13 protein-coding genes are annotated in these 17241 nt (G+C 65.4%); 2 read left to right on the plus strand and 11 right to left on the minus strand.

Going from position 1 to position 17241, the window contains the following annotated elements; all coding sequences use genetic code 11:
- Positions 1-142: 142 nt before the first annotated feature.
- The 10 genes from SD196_RS19280 to leuC all read right to left on the minus strand — a co-directional run bounded on the left by SD196_RS19280 (position 143) and on the right by leuC (position 12555).
- Complete coding sequence (locus tag SD196_RS19280) at positions 143-766, minus strand: phosphoribosylanthranilate isomerase (RefSeq protein ID WP_416310563.1); 624 nt, start codon at positions 764-766, stop codon at positions 143-145.
- A gap of 57 nt (positions 767-823) precedes the next feature.
- The gene (gene truA, locus SD196_RS19285; RefSeq protein ID WP_343572628.1) at positions 824-1681 is read right to left on the minus strand and encodes a tRNA pseudouridine(38-40) synthase TruA; all 858 of its coding nucleotides are present in this window, start codon (positions 1679-1681) and stop codon (positions 824-826) included.
- Between the two features lie 19 nt (positions 1682-1700).
- Positions 1701-4598, minus strand: a complete 2898-nt coding sequence (locus tag SD196_RS19290) for a FimV/HubP family polar landmark protein (RefSeq protein ID WP_416310564.1) — start codon at positions 4596-4598, stop codon at positions 1701-1703.
- 169 nt (positions 4599-4767) lie between these two features.
- A complete protein-coding gene (locus SD196_RS19295) occupies positions 4768-5775 on the minus strand; it encodes an aspartate-semialdehyde dehydrogenase (RefSeq protein WP_416310565.1) in 1008 nt (335 codons plus the stop codon).
- Positions 5776-5876: 101 nt separating this feature from the next.
- The gene (locus tag SD196_RS19300) at positions 5877-7076 is read right to left on the minus strand and encodes a FimV family protein (protein ID WP_416310566.1); all 1200 of its coding nucleotides are present in this window, start codon (positions 7074-7076) and stop codon (positions 5877-5879) included.
- A 238-nt stretch (positions 7077-7314) separates the two neighbouring features.
- Positions 7315-8427 (minus strand): aspartate-semialdehyde dehydrogenase, encoded by a 1113-nt coding sequence (gene asd / locus SD196_RS19305; RefSeq protein WP_275610911.1) that lies wholly within the window; start codon positions 8425-8427, stop codon positions 7315-7317.
- A gap of 80 nt (positions 8428-8507) precedes the next feature.
- Complete coding sequence (gene leuB / locus SD196_RS19310; RefSeq protein ID WP_275610910.1) at positions 8508-9590, minus strand: 3-isopropylmalate dehydrogenase; 1083 nt, start codon at positions 9588-9590, stop codon at positions 8508-8510.
- 84 nt (positions 9591-9674) lie between these two features.
- Positions 9675-10439 (minus strand): class I SAM-dependent methyltransferase, encoded by a 765-nt coding sequence (locus SD196_RS19315; RefSeq protein WP_416310567.1) that lies wholly within the window; start codon positions 10437-10439, stop codon positions 9675-9677.
- 31 nt (positions 10440-10470) lie between these two features.
- Positions 10471-11115: a 3-isopropylmalate dehydratase small subunit gene (gene leuD, locus SD196_RS19320; RefSeq protein WP_416310568.1), complete on the minus strand. Its 645-nt coding sequence runs from the start codon at positions 11113-11115 to the stop codon at positions 10471-10473.
- A gap of 12 nt (positions 11116-11127) precedes the next feature.
- Positions 11128-12555, minus strand: coding sequence for a 3-isopropylmalate dehydratase large subunit (gene leuC / locus SD196_RS19325; protein WP_207884310.1), 1428 nt, complete (start codon positions 12553-12555; stop codon positions 11128-11130).
- Between the two features lie 168 nt (positions 12556-12723).
- On the opposite strand from leuC, the gene SD196_RS19330 reads away from it, so the two are divergent.
- The gene (locus tag SD196_RS19330) at positions 12724-13617 is read left to right on the plus strand and encodes a LysR family transcriptional regulator (protein ID WP_275610907.1); all 894 of its coding nucleotides are present in this window, start codon (positions 12724-12726) and stop codon (positions 13615-13617) included.
- 109 nt (positions 13618-13726) lie between these two features.
- The gene (locus SD196_RS19335; RefSeq protein WP_416310569.1) at positions 13727-16603 is read left to right on the plus strand and encodes an EAL domain-containing protein; all 2877 of its coding nucleotides are present in this window, start codon (positions 13727-13729) and stop codon (positions 16601-16603) included.
- Between the two features lie 12 nt (positions 16604-16615).
- On the opposite strand, the gene SD196_RS19340 is transcribed toward SD196_RS19335, so the two are convergent.
- A complete protein-coding gene (locus tag SD196_RS19340; RefSeq protein ID WP_275610905.1) occupies positions 16616-17239 on the minus strand; it encodes a helix-turn-helix domain-containing protein in 624 nt (207 codons plus the stop codon).
- Positions 17240-17241 lie beyond the last annotated feature (2 nt).

Here is a 17241-nt window from a genome sequence, read left to right on the forward strand (position 1 = left end):
CAGGCGCCGCCAGAGGCGTCGCCACGAATACACCACTCGATGCGGGTCGCCGGCGATGAACACCAACGATTCCCAGCGCTGCCAGGCAGCGATTGGGTAGTGGACGGCGGCAGTCCGCTCGTCGTCACATGAAGATTCCGCGTCACGCCACCGACCGGCACTGGGCGATGAAATCGCGGATCTTCTGCGCGTCCTTGATGCCCTTGCTGGCCTCGACGCCGCCACTGACGTCCACCGCATAGGGTCGCACCTGGGCGATGGCGTCCGCCACGTTCTCCGGCGTCAGGCCGCCGGCCAGGATCAGGGGGCGCTTCACATCCCTGGGCACCTGCGACCAGTCGAACGCCTGGCCGGTCCCACCGGGCACGCCTTCCACATAGGTATCGAGGAGGAAACCACTGGCCTGTGGATATTTCGCGATCTGCGCCGCCACGTCGTCGCCCGGCTTGACCCGCAGCGCCTTGAGATAGCGCTTGTGCCAGCCCGAGCAGGCTTCGGGCGTCTCGTCGCCATGGAATTGCAGGATGTCCAGCGGCACCGCATCGAGGATCTCCCCCAACTCGCAACGACTGGCATCGACGAACAGGCCGACCGTGCTGACGAAGGGTGGCAGCGCGGCGACGATCGCCCTCGCCTGCTGGATGCTCACCGCGCGCGGGCTCTTGGCGTAGAACACCAGCCCGATCGCGTCGGCACCCGCCTCGGCGGCGGCCAGGGCATCTTCGACTCGGGTAATACCGCAGATTTTGATGCGAACGGCGGACAAGATGCAGCAACCTTCAGGCAAGTGATCGATCGATGTTAGCAAATGCCCCTGGCATCGTCAGCCAAGGATATCGGGCAAACTTGAAAGGAAATGTGGCCCCAGATAACGCTCGGGCAGCTCGAACTCTTCCGGGTACTCCACGCGCACCAGGTACAGCCCGTACGGGTGCGCGGTGACGCCACCGGCGCGGCGGTCGCGCGCCGCCAGCACTTCTCCCGCCCACTCCACCGGGCGCTCACCGGCGCCGATGGTCATCAGCACGCCGGCAAAGTTGCGCACCATGTGATGCAGGAAGGCGTTGGCGCGGATATCCAGCACGATGAAGCGGCCATGCTCGATCACTTCCAGGTGATGCACGGTCTTCACCGGCGACTTGGCCTGGCACTGCACGGCGCGGAACGAAGTGAAGTCGTGGGTGCCAACCAGCGCCCTGGCCGCTTCGCGCATGCGCGAAACGTCCAGCGGGCGATGGTTCCAGGTGACTTCCTCGGACTGGTGCGCCGGGCGAATCGGGTCGTTGTAGATCACATAACGGTAGCGCCGCGCCATGGCGGTGAAGCGCGCATGGAAATGCGCCGGCATCACTTTCGCCCAAGTCACGCTGATGTCGGCCGGCAGGTTGGCATTGCTGCCCATGATCCAGGCCTTCAGCGGGCGATCGACAGCCGTATCGAAATGCACGACCTGTCCGCTGGCATGCACGGCGGCATCGGTGCGCCCGGCGCAGATCACCGAGACCGGCTCGTCGGCCACTCTCGACAGGGCTTTTTCCAGCGCCGCCTGCACGGAGGGCACGCCGTCTTCCTGGCGTTGCCAGCCACGATAACGGGCACCTTTGTATTCGACGCCCAGGGCAATCCTGGAAACGCCAGCGGCAGCCACTTCGGCTGCCGCTTGGGGTATTGCTTCACTCATCTATCTGGAGCCTTCCGGCTCAGGCGATGCGCCCGAGCAGTTCACGCGCTTCCTGCTGCTGATTGTCGTTACCCTCGGCGAGCACTTCGTCGAGGATGTCGCGGGCGCCTTCGGTGTCGCCCATGTCGATGTAGGCACGCGCCAGGTCGAGTTTGGTAGCGGCTTCATCGGCGCCGGAGAGGAAGTCGAACTCGTCATCCTCCTCCGCACTTTCGCCGGCAGCGTCGAGATCATTCGTCGCGAAGCTCGCTTCCGGCTCCAGCTCCGGCGTCGGCGCCTTGGGCTCCTCGACGTCGCCAGCCAGACGATCCAGTTCCGCACTCACCTCGTCGAGCTGGGCGGAGAAGCTGTCGTCAGCCTTGACCGGTTCGTGCTCCTCGCCAGGCAGGGAGAGATCGAAGTCATCCGGCAGGTCGGCCAGGGACTGCGTCACGCCATGATCCTTGTCGAGGGAGAATTCCTGCTCACTGACACCGGACAGCGAGGTGGTGTCATCGTCCAGACCCAACAGGAAGTCCTCTTCCGGGGACGACGGAGCGTCCTTCTCCAGATCGAGGGTAAAGTCTGCCAGGTCATCGGACAGCGATACGTCCGCAGGCTTGGCGGCAGGCTCCGCCCCCAGGTCGAGGTCGAAGGCGAAGTCGTCGTCCGCCTTGGCCGGCTCAGCGGCAGGTGCGTCGAATGCCAGGTCGTCGTCCAGGTCGAAGGTGCTCAGCGACAGGTCGTCGGCCTTGCTCTCGGCCGGCGCCGCAGGCTTGTCGTCTTCCAGCTCGAGATCATCCAGCGCCAGGTCGAAGGCGTCGTCGAGATCCCCCGCCAGAGGAGCCGATTCGGCGGCAGGTTCCGGCTGGGCCGGCGAATCCAGATGCAGGTCATCCAGGCTGAAGCCGCCGAACTCGTCAGCAGCCGCCACGGCGGCGCCCGCCGCACCCACGGCAGTCAGAGCAACCATGCCCGGATAACGAGACTTCAACTGCTCGACCTGGCTGTCGGCGCCGCCCATCTCACGCAGTTCGTTTTCCTGACGGGTGAAGCCATCACGATCACCGATCTCGGCATACACCTCCATCAGCTTGAGACGCAGGTCGGCGCGCTGCGGCTCGTCGTAGATGGCGCCCTGCAGGAGTTCGGCAGCCTGGTTGAAGCGACCGTAGGCAATGTAGATATCCGCCTCGCCCAAGGCATCGCTGGTCTGTGCAGCGACACGCTCGGGCGCCGACGCCGCCGGAGCGGCCACTTCGGCAGCCTGCGGAACGTCGAGGGAGTCCAGATCACCATCACCCAGGTCAAAACCACCGCCCAGGCCATGCTCGTCCGCCTCGGACGCGGCATCCAGTTCCTCGCGCTCCTTGGCGGCCCGACGGCGCGAAATCACCATCAACAGCACCAGCAGCGCCAGCACGGCGCTACCGCCGATAGCGCCCAGCCAGACCGGGTTGGCCAGGACTTCATCGATGAAGCTCTCCGCGACGGGCTCGACAGGAGCCGGTGCGGGAGCCGGAGCCGGTTTCACCTCAGCCGGCTTGGCGGCCTCGGGGGCCGGAGCCGGCGGTGCAGCCGGAGCAGCAGGCGCTGCCGGAGTCTCCGGAGCGGCCGGCGCACTGGCCTCAGGCGCGACGGGCGCCGCCGGCTCGCTCGGTTGAGCGGGTGCAGCGGACGGAGCGGGCTGGGCCGGAGCGGCAGGTTGATCAGGCACTGCAGGCTGAGGAGCGGGAGCAGTAGGAGCAGCAGCGGACGCATCCGCCGCCGGCGCCTGGGCTGCGCCTTGCGGCGCAGTACCGAGCTGGCTCTGCAGCTTCGCCAACTGGGCATCCTTCAGCTCGATGAGCTTCTGCAGCTTGTCCATCTGGCTTTTCAGGTCGCCCATACGACTCTGCAGTTCTTCGTTCTCGCGGCGGGTGGTATCCAGGCTTTCCTGGGTAACGGCGAGCTTCTCGGCAATGGCCTTGCCATCCTTGCTGCCCTTGTCGCCACCCTTGGCCTTGCCGTTTTCGCCGGAGACCAGGCGCAGACTGTCCTTCTCCTCGGCTTGCGAAGGAGCGGCGCCAGCGTTGGCGCGCGGCGTGGCGTCCAGCTGACGGGCACCGCCAGTCGGCAGGCTGCGCCCTTCGCGCCAGGCGGTGTATTGCTGAGTGACTTCGGCGGCCGCGTCAGGCTGCGTGCGGGACTTGATCTGCTCCGCATCCGGCAGGCGCAGCACCTGGCCGCTCTTCAGACGGTTGATGTTGCCGCCGAGAAAGGCGTCGGGATTGAGGTCCTGGATCGCCAGCATGGTCTGCTGGACTGAAACACTGCTGTTCGGACGCGCACGCGCTGCGATTTCCCACAGGGTGTCATTGCGGCCGGTACGGTATTCGTTGCCCTCCAGGCGGCGCGGAGCCGGCGCCGCTGCCGCAGCAGGACGCGGGGACGGCGCAGCGGCCGGACGCGGCGCGACCGGAGCAGGCTGGCGGGAAATCGGTGCCGGCGCGGCCATGGGTGCGCGAGGCGCGGCGGCTGCGGCGGTCTGCGGGGAGTACAGCGGCGGGTCGAGCAGCACGGTGTATTCGCGCAGCAGGCGGCCATTGGGCCAGAGCACCTCGACCAGGAAGTTCAGGTAGGGCTCCTGGACCGGACGATCCGAGGTCACGCGAATGACGCTCTTGCCGTTCGGCTTGATGATCGGGGTGAACTTCAGGCCAGTGAGGAAGTACTGGCGGTCGACGCCCGCCTTGTTGAAGTCTTCCGGCGACGCCAGCTTGGGGATTACCTCGCCCTGGGCAAGATCACGAACTTCGACCAGGTCGATCTCGGCATCCAGCGGCTGGTTCAGGGCTGAACGCAGGTGGATGTCTCCCAACCCCAGTGCATGCGCCATGCCCGTGGTCAATGCCGAAGCAGCCGCGATTGCCTGCACCAGTTTACGAAGCCGGATCATAATTTAATCCCTTGTTTTAATAGCTTTTTCTGGATTAGAACGAAGTCTATTAGGTTGCCGCTGCCCATGATGTCCGCCGTTTTCACGACGGGACCTCTCCCCTGCCAGCGCCAATCCCAGCCAGTATTGCCAAGCTAGAATACTTCTTCAAATATTCGGTAAGTATCTTTTACAGATAGTGTTTTATCAACAATTCGCCCAAGTTCACAGCATTCAGCGCTGCGCCTTTTCGCACATTATCTGACGCAATCCACAAATTCAGTTTGCATGGATTTGTCAGACCAAGACGTAGGCGTCCGACATAAACACTATCCTGCCCCTGTGCATCACCGATGACAGTCGGGTAATCGTCTTCGACCCGTTCGATGCCGGGCGCGTCATCCAGGGCAGCCAGCGCCGCATCCAGCGAAACCGGTGCGGCGGTGGTGATCGACAGCATCAGCGCATCGCCGAAGAACACCGGCGCCATGGCACAGGTGACATCCAGCACACCTTCCAGCCCCGGGAACAGCGCGGAGAGCTCCGCGGCCATGCGTCGCTCCAGGGCCGAATGCCCCTGCTCATCCACTGCGCCAACCTGGGCCAGCATATTGAAGGCGTACTGCCGGTCAACCAGCTTCGGCTCCAGCGGGCGGGCGTTGAGCAGCTCAGCGGTTTGCCGCGCCAGCTCCTGAACCCCCTCGCGCCCCAGGACCGAGGCGGAAAGGCAGGCGGTGACGCTCAGTTGGCGAACTTCCAGCACGTCTCGCAGCGCGGCGAGCACTTCGGCGACTTCCGCCGCCGGCGCGCAGGGCGCGGCGATCCGCACCGGCAGGCTGGGCTGTTCCAGCGCCTCGCCATTGGCCGCCGGCAAGACAACCAGGGATTGCTCGGCCAGCGCCGCCCCACTGAGGTCAATCACGCTGCAACCGGCTGCCAGCGCCTGCGCGGAGCACTCATGGGCGGCATCGGCGGTAGTGGAGAGGAAGGCCAGGCGGACCTTGGCGAAGTCGAAGTCGGACAGCTTGCCGACACGCAGGTTGCGTCCACGGAACGCCACCGACTTGCCGGCGGATTCGCCCGTGGCCAGCAGATACAGGGTGCCTACAGGAAAGTCCCGCTCTTCCAGCAGCTCGACCAGTGCCTCGCCCACAAGTCCGGTGGCGCCTACTACGGCGATGTCGATGGTTTCAGGCATCCAGTGTCTCGCGATATCAGGGAAGTAAACTGCGCTGCACTTTACTTGCCCCCCAACGGCGAGGCAATCGAGTGCCTCGCCACCTATCGCGACAGGATGGGCTACGGATGCGCGACGCCATCCGAGGCTTGAGCGGCAACCACGGCCTCCCCCTGGGCCGGAGCAGGAGCGGCAGCTGGCATTGCTGGCTGGGCAGGCGCCACGGACGCGCCGGCAGGCTTGCCAGCCCGGTCCTGCTCCGCCAGACGAGCGATCAGGGCGGCGATCTGCGCATCCTTCAATTCGACCAGCTTGTTCAGCTTCTCCATCTGGCTCTGCAGGTCGGCGATCCGGCTGCGCATTTCATCGCCTTCGCGACGAGCGCTGTCGAGCCCTTCCTGCAGTACGGCGAGCTGTTCGGCGTCGGCCTTGTCCTTCTGGTTGGCGGCGCGCCCCGATACCAGGCGCAGGTTATCGCGCGTCTCGGCGCTGACCGGCGCCGCTCCCGCTTCGGTCCTTTTCGTCGCGTCCATCTGCCGGGCCTGCGGCAGCGCAGCCTGGCGGAGCGCCTGCCACTCACCATTCTGCGCCTCGATACGCGCCACAGCCTGTGCATGACTCTGTGCCCGCACCTGCTGTTCATCGGGCAGGCGCAGCACCTGCCCCACCTTCAGCCGATTGGCGTTGCCATCGACGAAGGCATCCGGGTTCAGTTGCTGGATCGCCAGCATGGTCTGCATCACCGACACGCTGGACGAGGGGCGATTGCGCGAGGCGATGTCCCACAGCGCATCGTTGCGCTGGATGCGATAGCTGTCCGACGCTGCCGATGCCACTGCCCGCGCCGGCGCAGCCTGGCGAACAGGCGCGGCAGCCGGGCGGGTCGCAATGGCCGCCGGCGGGGTCACCGGTGTGGCGGCGTAGCTCGGCGGGTCGAGCAGCAGCGTGAATTCACGTACCAGGCGTCCCTGCGGCCACACCACCTGCATCACGAAGTTGACGTAAGGCTCCTGGATCGGACGCTGCGAGGTCACGTGGATGACGCCACGGCCGTTCTTGCCGATATCCGAACTGAAACGCAGGCCGGTCACCAACTGGCTGCGGTCGACACCCAGGCGGTCGAAGTCCTGCTGGGAGGCGAGGCTGACCACCACCTCCTCCGCATTCAGGTCGCCCACGCCGCGCAGTTCGATGTTCGCCGACAGGGTCTGCCCAAGGACCGCACGCGATGAAATCTCGCCCAGCTCCAGCGCACCGGCGGTGCCTGGCTGGAAGGCCGAGGCGATGGCCGCCGCCAACAAGAAACCGTGAATTCGAGACATCCTCTCCCCCGCAGCAAGTATCCGATTGGCCGGTGCGAAAGGGCGCACCGAAACCTGGGCTGCGAGGATAGCGAGTGGTTCTCCGCTGCTTTTCCGGGTCCGTCACAGAACACCGCGAAATCAAGGGAGAACACTGCCAACATCCCGGACTTCGAACGTTTTTGTGCGCAAGATCACTTGCCGCAGAAAGCACGACGCCGGCACAAGGCCGGCGTCGTGGGTATTACTCAGAAGCGGATCAACGCTCGAGCAGAATGCGCAGCATGCGACGCAGCGGCTCGGCGGCGCCCCACAGCAGTTGGTCGCCGACGGTGAAGGCGCCCAGGTACTGCGAGCCCATGTTGAGCTTGCGCAGACGACCGACCGGAACGCTCAGGGTGCCGGTGACGGCTGCCGGAGTCAGTTCGCGCATGCTGATGTCGCGCTGATTGGGAACCAGCTTGACCCAGGGGTTGTGCTGGCTGATCAGGCCTTCGATGTCGGCCATCGGCACATCCTTGTTCAGCTTGATGGTCAGCGCCTGGCTGTGGCAGCGCATGGCGCCGATGCGCACGCAGATGCCGTCCACCGGGATCGGGCTCTTGAAGCGGCCGAGGATCTTGTTGGTCTCCGCCTGGCCTTTCCACTCTTCGCGGCTCTGGCCGTTGGGCAGCTCCTTGTCGATCCACGGGATCAGGCTGCCGGCCAGCGGCACACCGAAGTTCTCGGTCGGCATGGCGTCGCTGCGGATGGCCTCGGCGACCTTGCGGTCGATGTCGAGGATGGCGCTGGACGGATTGGCCAGGTCATCGGCGACGGAGGCGTTGATGGCGCCCATCTGCTTGATCAGCTCGCGCATGTTCTGCGCGCCGGCACCGGAGGCCGCCTGGTAGGTCATGGCAGACATCCACTCCACCAGACCGGCTTCGAACAGGCCGCCCAGGGCCATCAGCATCAGGCTGACGGTGCAGTTGCCGCCGATGTAGTTCTTGGTGCCGGCATCCAGCGACTGGTCGATGACCTTGCGGTTTACCGGGTCGAGGACGATGACCGCGTCATCCTGCATGCGCAGGCTGGAGGCGGCGTCGATCCAGTAGCCCTGCCAGCCGGCTTCGCGCAGCTTGGGGAAGACTTCGTTGGTGTAGTCGCCGCCCTGGCAGGTCAGGATGACGTCGAGGGTTTTCAGTTCCTCGATGCTGTAGGCGTCTTTCAGGGGGGCAATGTCCTTGCCAATGGACGGACCTTCGCCACCCACGTTGGAGGTGGTGAAGAACACCGGCTCGATCAGGTCGAAGTCCCGCTCTTCCAGCATCCGCTGCATGAGCACCGAACCGACCATGCCACGCCAACCGATCAGACCTACACGCTTCATCGCTACTACACCTTCATATATTTAGAGGGCCGTCGCTCCCGCATTCCAACAAGGGGCCGGGAGCGAGCGAGCCGGAGAGATTACAGATTCCGCAGCGCGGCGACTACCGCATCGCCCATTTCGCGGGTGCCGACCTTCTTGCAGCCTTCGGACCAGATGTCGCCAGTGCGCAGGCCCTGGTCGAGCACCAGGCTCACGGCCTTCTCGATGGCGTCAGCGGCGGCGCCTTCGTTGAAGGTGTAACGCAGCATCATCGAGACCGAGAGGATGGTCGCCAGCGGGTTGGCAATACCCTGCCCGGCGATATCCGGCGCGGAACCGTGGCACGGTTCGTACATGCCCTTGTTGTTCGAATCCAGCGACGCAGAAGGCAGCATGCCGATGGAGCCGGTGAGCATGGAAGCCTCATCCGACAGGATGTCGCCGAACATGTTGTCGGTGACCATCACGTCGAACTGCTTGGGCGCGCGGACCAGTTGCATGGCGGCGTTGTCGACGTACATGTGCGACAGCTCGACGTCCGGGTAGTCCTTGGCGACTTCCTCGACCACCTCGCGCCACAGCTGGCTGGACGCCAGGACGTTGGCCTTGTCCACCGAGCACAGCTTCTTGCCGCGAACGCGGGCCATGTCGAAGCCGACGCGGGCGATGCGGCGGATTTCGCTTTCGCTGTACGGCAGGGTGTCGTACGCCTGGCGCTCGCCGTTTTCCAGCACGCGCTGCTCGCGGGGCGAACCGAAGTAGATGCCACCGGTCAGCTCGCGGACGATGAGGATATCCAGGCCGGCGACCACTTCCGGCTTCAGGCTGGAAGCGCCAGCCAGTTGCGGATAGAGGATGGCCGGACGCAGGTTGCCGAACAGGCCCAGTTGCGAACGGAGCTTGAGCAGGCCGCGCTCGGGGCGGATGTCACGCTCGATCTTGTCCCACTTCGGGCCGCCCACGGCGCCCAGCAGGATGGCGTCGGACTTGCGCGCGCGCTCCAGGGTCTCGTCGGCCAGCGGCACGCCGTACTTGTCGATGGCGGCGCCGCCCAGGTCGTCGTGGGTCAGTTCGAAGCCCAGCTGGAATTTGTCGCTGGCCAGCTCCAGGACCTTGATCGCCTCGGCCATGATCTCCGGGCCGATACCGTCGCCGGGCAGAACCAGAATCTGTTTGCTCATCTCTTCGCTCTCTTATCTAAAGACGCTTGGCAAATAACGTATCGCCCCGGGAGGCTCGCACCACCCGGAGCGTTCAAGAAATATTCAGCGCTCGGCCCAGAGCACCAGCACGTCGGTGCTAAAGGAGCCCTCGGCGTCGATTTCGAAATACTCGCGCACCTCGTCGCCCACCGAAAGCTGCAGGGCGCGAATGGCCTGGCGCATCACCTCGGGTGTGCGCATGCGCTCGACCCAGGAGGTGAATTCCAGGCGCAGGCGCTGGCGCTTGGCGGCAGTTACCGCAAGACCCGCCTCGCCCACCAGACGCGCCCACTCCGACGGGGAGTAGTCGCGCACGTGGCTGGTATCGCGCAGGACTTCGACAGTCTGCAGATGGGTGTCCAGCAGAGGCAAGCCCGGCGCCGCCACATCGATGAAGCAGGTCACGCCACCCGGCTTGAGCACCCGGCGCACTTCGCGCAGCGCCTGGCCGACATCCCGCCAGTGGTGCGCGGAATAGCGGCTGAAGACGAAATCGAACTCGCCATCCTCGAACGGCAGCTGCTCGGCGGCGCCACGACGGGTGGAGATGTTGCCCAACCCGCGCTCGGCAGCAGCCGAAGCCACTACGTCGAGCATCTGCTGCGACAGGTCGTAGGCCACCACTTCGCCGGCCAGCGGCGCGACGTTGAAGCTCACGTGCCCTGCCCCGCAACCCAGGTCCAGCACACGCGCACCGGTAGTCGCCGACAGTCGCTCGCGCAGCTGGGCAAACTCCTCGCCCTGGGCGTGTACGGCGCTGGTCAGGTAAGCGTTGGCCTGGGCGCCGAACTGGCGCTGGACCACTTGCTCGTGGCGACTCTCGGTCATGGTGCTCTCCTCTCGCGGTGGTGCGACGCCATCAGGCGTCGCGGAACAACCAGGGCTGGCTCTTCTTGTAGCCGGTTTCGAAACTGCGGATGGCGTCGGCGTCCTGCAGGGTCAGGCCGATGTCGTCCAGGCCGTTGAGCAGGCAGTGCTTGCGGAACGCGTCCACTTCGAAGCTGTACTGCTTGCCGTCCGGACGGGTCACGGTCTGCGCGGCGAGGTCGACGGTCAGCTGGTAACCCTCGGTGGCTTCGCACTGGGCGAACAGCTCGTCCATTTCTTCATCTTTCAGGATGATCGGCAGCAGGCCGTTCTTGAAGCTGTTGTTGAAGAAGATGTCGGCGAAGCTCGGCGCGATCACGACGCGGAAGCCGTACTCGTCCAGGGCCCACGGCGCGTGCTCGCGGGAGGAGCCACAACCGAAGTTCTCGCGGGCCAGCAGCACGCTGGCGCCCTGGTAGCGCGGGAAGTTGAGGACGAAGTCCTGGTTCACCGGACGCTTGGAGTTGTCCTGGTTCGGCTGGCCCACGTCGAGGTAGCGCCACTCGTCGAACAGGTTCGGACCGAAGCCGGTACGCTTGATCGACTTGAGGAACTGCTTGGGGATGATCTGGTCGGTGTCGACGTTGGCGCGGTCGAGCGGCGCGACGAGGCCGGTGTGCTGAGTAAAGGCTTTCATTTATAGGTCTCCTCAGGCCTGCATCAATTCACGTACGTCGATGAAACGACCGGTCACGGCAGCCGCGGCGGCCATCGCCGGGCTCACCAGGTGGGTACGACCACCGGCGCCCTGGCGGCCTTCGAAGTTGCGGTTGGAGGTGGAAGCACAATGCTCGCCGCTCTCCAGGCGGTCCGGGTTCATCGCCAGGCACATGGAGCAGCCCGGTTCACGCCACTCGAAGCCGGCTTCGATGAAGATCTTGTCCAGGCCTTCCTGTTCGGCCTGTGCTTTCACCAGGCCCGAGCCCGGCACGACCAACGCCTGCTTGACGGTGGAAGCGACCTTGCGGCCCTTGGCCACGGCAGCGGCGGCGCGCAGGTCTTCGATGCGCGAGTTGGTGCAGGAGCCGATGAACACGCGGTCCAGCTGGATGTCGGTGATCGCCTGGTTGGCGTTCAGGCCCATGTACTTGAGGGCGCGAACGATGGAGTCGCGCTTGACCGGGTCGGCTTCCACGGCCGGGTCCGGCACGTTCTGGTCGACGGCCAGGACCATCTCCGGGGAGGTGCCCCAGCTGACCTGCGGCTTGATGTCCTCGGCACGCAGCTCGACGATGGTGTCGAAGTGCGCGTCGGCGTCGGAGACCAGGTCGCTCCAGGCTTCCACGGCCTTGTCCCAGTCGCTGCCCTGCGGCGCGAACGGACGACCCTTCACGTATTCGATGGTCTTCTCGTCGCAGGCCACCATGCCGACGCGGGCGCCCGCTTCGATGGACATGTTGCAGATGGTCATGCGGCCTTCCATGGACAGGTCGCGGATGGCGCTGCCGGCGAATTCCAGGGCATGGCCGTTGCCGCCCGCGGTACCGATCTTGCCGATCACCGCGAGGACGATGTCCTTGGCGGTCACGCCGAAGGGCAGTTTGCCTTCCACGCGAACCTGCATGTTCTTCATCTTCTTGGCGACCAGGCACTGGGTGGCGAGCACGTGCTCCACCTCGGAGGTGCCGATGCCGTGTGCCAGCGCGCCGAAGGCGCCGTGGGTCGAGGTGTGCGAGTCGCCGCAGACCACGGTCATGCCCGGCAGGGTCGCGCCCTGCTCCGGGCCGACCACGTGAACGATGCCCTGGCGGACGTCGTTCATCTTGAATTCGAGGATGCCGAAGTCATCGCAGTTCTCGTCCAGGGTCATCACCTGGATGCGCGACACTTCGTCGGCGATGGCGTCGATACCGCCCTTGCGCTCGGCCTGGGTGGTCGGCACGTTGTGGTCCGGGGTGGCGATGTTCGCATCGATGCGCCACGGCTTGCGACCGGCCAGACGCAGGCCTTCGAAGGCCTGCGGGGAGGTCACTTCGTGCAGGATGTGGCGGTCGATATAGATGAGCGACGAACCATCGTCACGGCGCTTCACCTCGTGCATTTCCCAGAGCTTGTCGTACAGCGTCTTGCCGGCCATCAGAGAATCCTCATCAGCGTCTTTCTATGCCCCTTGGGCTTGTGGGGATGATGCTATGGAAAGGCGCTGAATAACTCAAATTCATATTTTTTATTCAAAGGATTCCCAGGAGGAATACAGGTGCGTTATAAGAGTCAGGCGCCGTTTCCAGCCCCTCCGGGAGTCGACATGGACCTGACCAGCCTCAACACCTTCCTCGCCATCGCCGAGTCCGGCAGCTTCTCCGAAGCCGGCGAGCGCCTGCACCTGACCCAGCCTGCGGTGAGCAAACGCATCGCCGCCCTGGAGAGCCAGTTGGGTGTGCGCCTGTTCGACCGCGTCGGCCGTGAGGTGACCCTGACCGAGGCGGGCCGAGCCCTGCTACCGCGGGCCTACCAGATCCTCAATGTACTGGACGACACCCGCCGCGCCCTGACCAACCTCAATGGCGAGGTGAGCGGCCGCTTGGTCCTGGCGACCAGCCACCACATCGGCCTGCATCGCCTGCCACCGCTGCTGCGGGCCTTCACCAAGGCGCACCCGCAGGTGGCGCTGGACATCCAGTTCTGCGATTCGGAAGTGGCCTACGAAGAGATTCTGCATGGCCGCGCCGAACTGGCGGTCATCACCCTCGCCCCGGAAACCGCCGAACCGGTGCGCGCCGTGCCGGTGTGGGACGACCCGCTGGATTTCGTCGCCGCCCCCGAGCACCCGCTGTCGGTGCAGGGCCCGGTATTCCTCGCCGACGTGGCGCGGCACCCGGCGGTGTTCCCCGGCGGCAATACCTTCACCCACCACATCGTGCGGCGCATGTTCGAGGCCGAAGGCCTGACGCCGAACATCGGCATGAGCACCAACTATATGGAGACCATCAAGATGATGGTCTCCATCGGCCTGGCCTGGAGCGTACTGCCGCGCACCATGCTCGACGACAGCGTCGTACGCCTGCCGCTGCAGGACATCCAGCTCAGCCGCCAGTTGGGCTACATCCTGCATACCGAGCGCACCCTGTCCAACGCCGCGCGCGCCTTCATGCGCCTGCTCGACGCCCAGGCGGCCGGGCTTGCGCCGGTCGCGGCCTAACCTCTATTGTTCTGACAGAACAAGAAGAACAAGGGGCCCGAATGCCCGTCCGCATGCCATTTCGCCACCGCTTTGTGAGCGGTCCCGGCCTCTTGTCGGGGAGCGCTGCATGAGCCGAAGCGCCTCCTCGTCCCTGCCCGAATCCGAAAGCCAGGATCAGTTCGCCAAGGCCTTTCATACCGGCCCCGACGCCATGGTCATCACTGACCGGAGCAGCGGGCGCTTCCGCGAGATCAACGCCAGCTTCACCGAGCGCTTCGGCTGGAGCCGCGACGAAGCCATCGGCCAGACCTCCCTGCAATTGGGCATCTGGCGCAGCCTGGATGAACGCCAGCGCATGCTCGACACCATCGACGCCGAGCAGCGCATCGACGGCTTCGAAGTCACCCTGCTTACCCGCGCAGGCGAAGAACGCAGCGCCCGCGTCTACGGTTGCCAGATCGAACTGCAAGGCCAGGCCTGCCTGGTCCTGACCATCCGCGACGTGACTCGCCTGCGCGCCCAGGAACAGGCTCTGCGCGATAGCCAGGAGCGCCTGGACCTGGCGCTGGACTCCGCGCAACTGGGCATCTGGGACTGGCACATCCCCTCCGGGATGATCTACGGCTCCACCCGCGCTGCCGTGCTCCATGAGCTGCCGGCGCAAGACTTCCACGGCCACTTCGGCGAATTCTTCGCCTGCGTCGACGAGGCCGATCGCCGGCGCATGCGCCAAGCCTACGCACGCCTGGCCAAGGGACCGGACAACGACTACCAGTTCACCTACCGCGCGCAGCTGCAATCCGGCGAAGTGCGCTACCTGGAGAGCCGCGCCCGGCTCTACCGGAGCACCGACGGCAAGCCTCTGCGCATGGCCGGCACCCTGCTCGACATCACCGAACAGGTGGTGCGCGAGCGCAACCTGGAAGCTTCCGAGGAAAAGTTCGCCAGCCTGTTCCAGGGCAGCCCCGACCCGATCTGCGTGACGCGGGTGCGCGACGGCGAGTTCATCGAGGTCAATCCGAGCTTCTGCAGCACCTTTGGCTGGCGAGCCGAGGAGGCCATCGGTCGCTCTTCCCACCAGATGTCGTTCTGGGCCGATCACCACCAGCGCGAGAGGTTGTTCGAACAACTGATGCGCGACCACTCGCTGCAGAACATCGAGGTGCAGTTCCTTACCCGCGACGGCCGCCCCATCACCTGCATGGTCGCCAGCCGGCTGATCTGGGTCGACCGCCAGCTGTGCATCCTCTCCACCTTCCGCGACGTCACCCGGCGCCTGCAGGCGGAAGAGGAACTCAAGGCCAGCCAGGAGAAATTCTACAAGGCGTTCCACTCCAGCCCCGACGCCATCACCATCACCGAGCGCGACAGCGGCCGCTACATCGAGGTCAACGAAGGCTTCCATCGCCTGACCGGGTATCGCCCGGACGAGGTGATCGGCCAGACCTCCCTGGGCATCAATATCTGGTCCGATCCCAGCGAACGCCAGAACATGATCGCCGCGCTGAAACGCGATGGTTTCGTGCACCACATGGAGATGCTCGGCCGCCATCGCGACGGCACGGTCAAGACGGTGGACGTCTCGGTGGAGCAGATCGACCTGGGCGGCACCGCCTGCCTGCTGCTGACCGCCCGCGACACCAGCGAACTGCGCGAGGCCGAAGCGCGCATCCAGCACCTGGCCTACCACGACGCCCTGACCGACCTGCCCAACCGCGCCCTGCTGATGGATCGCCTCAAGCAGCAGATCGCCCTGCTGCAGCGCCACAACATGCGCGGCGCACTGCTGTTCCTGGATCTCGACCACTTCAAGCACATCAACGACTCGCTGGGGCATTCGGTGGGCGACGCCATCCTGCAGATGGTCACTGCGCGCCTGGAGGCCAGCGTACGCCAGGAAGATACGGTGGCGCGGCTGGGCGGCGACGAGTTCGTGATCCTGCTCACCGGCATCGATGGCAGCCGCCTGGAAACCGCGCGCCGGGTACGCCAGTTGGCCGAGAAACTGCGCGACCTGCTGGCCGAACCCATGCTGCTGGACGGCCACCGCCTGCAGATCACCCCGAGCATCGGCATTGCGCTGATCCCCGACGACGGCGCGACGCCCGAGGACCTGCTCAAGCGCGCCGACATCGCCATGTACCGCGCCAAGGACGCCGGCCGCAATACCGTGCAGCTGTTCCACGCCTCCATGCAGAAAGCCGCCAGCGAGCGCCTGCGCCTGGAGAGTGGCCTGCGCATGGCCATCGCCCGCCGCGAGTTCAGCCTGCATTACCAGCCGCAGGTCGACTCCCGCGGCGCCCGTATTGTCGGCGCCGAAGCGCTGTTGCGCTGGGAGCACCCCACGCAGGGGCCGCAATCGCCGGCCAGCTTCATCCGCGTGCTGGAAGACAGCGGCCTGATCATCGAAGTGGGCCGCTGGGTCATCGAGGAAGCCTGCCGTACCTGCGCACGTCTGCTCGCCGAAGGACGGATCGACCCCGAGGACTTCTGCCTCAGTGTGAACATCAGCCCCCGGCAGTTTCGCCAGAACGATTTCGTCGAGCGCGTCCTCGACAGCCTGCACAAGGCCAAGCTACCGGCCAGCCTGCTGAAGCTGGAGATCACCGAGGGGATCGTGATCCAGCAACTGGAAGACACCATCGCCCGCATGCAGCGCCTGCGCCAGGCCGGGGTGCGCTTCGCCATGGACGACTTCGGCACCGGCTACTCGTCGCTCACCTACTTGAAGCGCCTGCCGGTGGACAGCCTGAAGATCGACCAGAGCTTCGTGCGCGACGCGCCGAACGACAGCAACGACGCCGAGATCGTCCGCGCCATCATCGCCATGGGCCACAGCCTGGGCCTGGAACTGATCGCCGAAGGCGTGGAAACCCCGGAGCAACTCGCCCTGTTGGAAGAACAGGGTTGCCACCTGTACCAGGGCTACCTGTTCAGCCGGCCCGTACCGCTGGAGGCCTTCATCGACCAGTTGCCACGCCGGGACACGCAAAAGGCGCCCTGAGGCGCCTCCCGGTCAGCCGGCCGGGCGCAACTCCGACATCACCACCATCACCTGCGCCTCGTCCGCCTCGCCGTCATTCAGGTAGAGGTGGCCGACGCTGCTGTCGAAGTAGGCCGTCTCGCGCGGGCCGATGCTCACCGACTCGCCCGTTTCGAACTGGATGCGCACGCGCCCGGAAACCACCAGGGCGAACTCCTGGCCGGGGTGACGGACGAAGTCGTCGAACTCCCCCACCTCACGAGCGAAGATACGCGCATACAGCGGGGTCATGCTGCGCTGCGGGAAGTCGCCAGCGATCGGGTAGTACTCGTAACCGCCGGTATCGTAGCCGGCGGCTTCATCGACACGCGTCTTCACGAAGGTTTTCAGCCCGACCTGGGCGCCGACGGACGGTAGCGGGCGGAACAACTGGGCGATATCCACCTGCAGCGCGCGAGCCGCCGCCGCCAGCTTGTCGTAGCTCACCGCGACCTGCGCCAGCTCCATCTTCGACAACGTGGAAAGCGCCACGCCAGACAGGTCGGAGAGCTGCTTCAGGGTCAGTTTCTGCTGCTTGCGCACCGCCCGCAGGCGCGCGCCGACTTCGTTCCGATCCAGCTGCTGAGGCTTGGGCTGGGCTTGGGCGGTTTCGCTCATGA

The organism is Pseudomonas macauensis, from assembly GCF_047902425.1.
GTDB lineage: Bacteria > Pseudomonadota > Gammaproteobacteria > Pseudomonadales > Pseudomonadaceae > Pseudomonas.